This window comes from Xanthomonas sp. SHU 308 (assembly GCF_000364645.1).
GTDB classification, from domain to species: domain Bacteria; phylum Pseudomonadota; class Gammaproteobacteria; order Xanthomonadales; family Xanthomonadaceae; genus Xanthomonas_A; species Xanthomonas_A sontii.
In genome coordinates, this window is the sequence record NZ_AQOK01000219.1 from 1 (window position 1) to 2,805 (window position 2,805).

Genomic DNA, 2,805 nt, shown 5'->3' on the forward strand with positions numbered 1-2,805 from the left:
GCGATCGGCATGCGCCTGCGCCATCGCGTCCTTCAGTTCCTGCGGCATGTAGGTCTCGTCGTGCTTGGCCAGCACTTCGGTGGCGACGAAGCGCGCGCCCTGCATCGAGCCGGTGGCGATCACCGCCTGGTTGTCGCGGAACAGGTCGGGCAGGATGCCGGTGTAGGCGACCGCGGTGGCACCGGCCTTGTCGATCACGGTGAACTGCACCTGCAGCGCATCGGCGCTGCGCGTGATCGAGCCGGCCTTGACCATGCCACCGAGCCGGAACACCCGGTAGTCCCGGGCCGCGCCGGCCTGCACCTGGCTGGGGGTGAACAGGTAGCTGACGTTGTGCTGCAGGGCCAGCACGAACAGGCCGGTGGCCAGCGCCGCGGCGCCGAGCAACAGCAGCACCAGCAGCAGGCGGCGCTTACGGGTGGGATGCATTGCGCGCTCCGTTGGTCGCAACGTTGCCGCGGGCACGGCGTGCCTGTTCGCGCGCCACTTGCGCACGGATGTCGGCGAGCAGGCGGCGCTGGCGGCGGCGCGGCAGCACGCTGTCCAGGAGCAGAACCACCAGGGCCAGCGCGTACGCGCTCCACACGTAGACGGCGTAGCCGCCCATCGCCCAGAACCCGCTCATGCCGCGTGCTCCGCAGGCAGCGGCACGGCATCGGCGGGCGTCGCCGGCACCGGCGCGGCCTGCAACGCGATCGCACGCACCCAGGCCTTGCCGCGCTCCAGCGCCAGCAAGTCGCTGCGCATGCGTCCGCACAGGCTGGCGACGTAGTAGCACTTGCTGGCGACCACGCCGGTCAGCAGCGGCCACAGCATCGACAGCGGCATCTTCGACGGGCCCAGCACGCGCACCGTGGAGCCCTGGTGCAGGGTGTTCCACCACACCACCGAGTAATGCACGATCGGCAGGTTGATCAGCCCGACCAGCGCCAGCAGCGCGGCGGCGCGCGCGCCCTGGCGCGGATCGTCGATGGCGCGGTGCAGGCCGATCACGCCCAGATACAGGAACAGCAGCACCAGTTCCGAGGTCAGCCGCGCGTCCCAGGTCCACCAGGTGCCCCACATCGGCCGGCCCCACAGCGAGCCGGTGCACAGGGTGACGAAGGTAAAGGCCGCGCCGATCGGCGCCGAGGCCATGCAGGCGATTTCCGCCAGTTTCACCCGCCACACCAGCGCGACCAGGCCGGCCAGGCCCATCGCGGCGTAGACGAACAGGCTCATCCACGCGCACGGCACGTGCACGAACATGATGCGGTAGGCGTCATGCTGCTGGTAATCCGGCGGCGCCAGCACCAGCCCGCCGTAACAGGCCACGGCGCCGAGCAGCACGGCCGCGGCCAGACTCCACGGGCGCACCGCGCCGGCCACGCGGTAGAAGGTCGGCGGCGCGCCGAGCCGGTGCAACCAGAGCGGAATCCAGGAACGCATGGGGGCCTTCAGCGGGCGAGGGGAGCGCTGCGCGGCAACGCCTGTACCGCGGCGGCGGCGTCGACCTGCAATAGGCCGTCGCGCGTGCGGCTGGTGCGCAGCAGCAGCTCGTGCACGCTGCGCGCGTCCAGTTGCGGGGCCAGTGCCAGCAGCAGCGCGACCACGCCGCTGACGTGGGCAGTGGCCATCGACGAGCCGGAAGTGAAGTCGTAGCCGCCGTTGGGCTGGGTGGTGAGGATGTCCTCGCCCGGCGCGCTGAGCACGCCCGCCGGCGCCGGGGCGGTGGCGCTGCTGCGCACCACGATCACCCCGGGAATGCCGTCGGGAAACCCGTCCAGGCGGCCGTTGGGCGGCATCGCCGCGACCACGATGCGGCCCTCGCGCAGCAGCTGTTCCAGCAGCTTGCGCAGCAGCGGGTCGGCCGGGCCGCCGAGGCTGAGATTGATGATGCGGGTGCGGGTGTCGCCGATCGCCGCCAGCGCCTTGGCCAGGGTGAAGGAGTTGCAGCCGGCGCCGGCGCCGGGGCGCTGCGGATACCAGCAGGCCTTGTACACGTCGAGCATCGCCTTCGGCGCGATGCCGACGATGCCCTGGTGGTTGTTGCTGCCGGCGGCGATGATGCCGGCGACCTCGGTGCCGTGGTGGTCGCGATTGAACGCGCCCGGGTCGGCGGCGACTAGGTCGCGGGTGTTGCGCAGGCGCCCGCGCAGGTCCGGGTGCGCGGTGTCCACGCCGGTGTCGACGATCGCCACGTCCACGCCCTGGCCCTGGCTCAGCGCCTGCGCGGTGGCCGCGTTGGTCGCGGCGAAGCCGCGCTGCATGTCCACGTAGGGATCGTTGTAGCGCAGCGGCTGCGCCGGTGCGGCCGCAGCCTGGCTGTCGGTCGAATAGGTGCCGAAGTCCTGCAGCGGCTGCGACAGCGCCACCCGGTCGTCCTTGGCCAGTTGCGCCAGCAGCGCGGCGCGGTCGCTGCCCGGCGCCGGCTCCAGCACCACGCAGTACAGCCCCAGCGCCTTGATCGGCCAGCCGGCGACCTGGCGCAGGCCGTAGCGCTTGTTCAGCGCGTCCAGGGTGGCGACCGCCTGGGTGCCGGCGCCGTAGTAGCGGGCGGAGGCGTAGCCGAGCAGGTTGGAGCCGGCGTGGCGGCTCGGCGCGGCCATCGGGTTGGCCACGGCGAGGACGATCTGGCGTTGGCTGTCAAGCGCCGGCGACGGATCCAGGCTCGGCGCCTTGGCGTCCGTGGCGGGCGCCGGATCGGCGACGGCCGCCGGCGCGGCATGGGCGCAGGCGCCCAGGCCCAGGCAGGCGAGGAGCAGGCTGGCGAGACGCAGCTTCATGGCGCGGCGATCGGCTCCGCCAGGCGGATGCCGGCGGGGG

At 72.6% G+C, this 2,805-nt stretch carries 4 protein-coding genes; all 4 read right to left on the reverse strand.

Going from position 1 to position 2,805, the window contains the following annotated elements; translation table 11 throughout:
• A partial coding sequence (gene ccmE / locus D588_RS0108240) for a cytochrome c maturation protein CcmE (RefSeq protein ID WP_017915628.1) occupies window positions 1-429 on the reverse strand: 429 nt, incomplete at its 3' end.
• Complete coding sequence (gene ccmD / locus D588_RS0108245) at window positions 413-625, reverse strand: heme exporter protein CcmD (RefSeq protein ID WP_017915629.1); 213 nt, start codon at window positions 623-625, stop codon at window positions 413-415. The genes ccmE and ccmD, both read right to left, overlap by 17 nt.
• Complete coding sequence (locus D588_RS0108250; protein ID WP_017915630.1) at window positions 622-1,428, reverse strand: heme ABC transporter permease; 807 nt, start codon at window positions 1,426-1,428, stop codon at window positions 622-624. The genes ccmD and D588_RS0108250 overlap by 4 nt, the downstream gene beginning before the upstream one ends.
• Before the next feature lie 8 nt (window positions 1,429-1,436).
• Window positions 1,437-2,765 carry a S8 family serine peptidase gene (locus D588_RS0108255; protein ID WP_017915631.1) on the reverse strand — a complete coding sequence of 443 codons (1,329 nt, stop codon included), beginning with the start codon at window positions 2,763-2,765 and terminating at the stop codon, window positions 1,437-1,439.
• Window positions 2,766-2,805: the final 40 nt, after the last annotated feature.

What these genes read in the sequence shown, in the direction of transcription:
- D588_RS0108250 (WP_017915630.1), bottom strand. Translation starts at nt 1,428, where the DNA reads ATGCGTTCCTGGATTCCGCTCTGGTTGCACCGGCTCGGCGCGCCGCCG.
- ccmD (WP_017915629.1), bottom strand. Translation starts at nt 625, where the DNA reads ATGAGCGGGTTCTGGGCGATGGGCGGCTACGCCGTCTACGTGTGGAGC.
- D588_RS0108255 (WP_017915631.1), bottom strand. Translation starts at nt 2,765, where the DNA reads ATGAAGCTGCGTCTCGCCAGCCTGCTCCTCGCCTGCCTGGGCCTGGGC.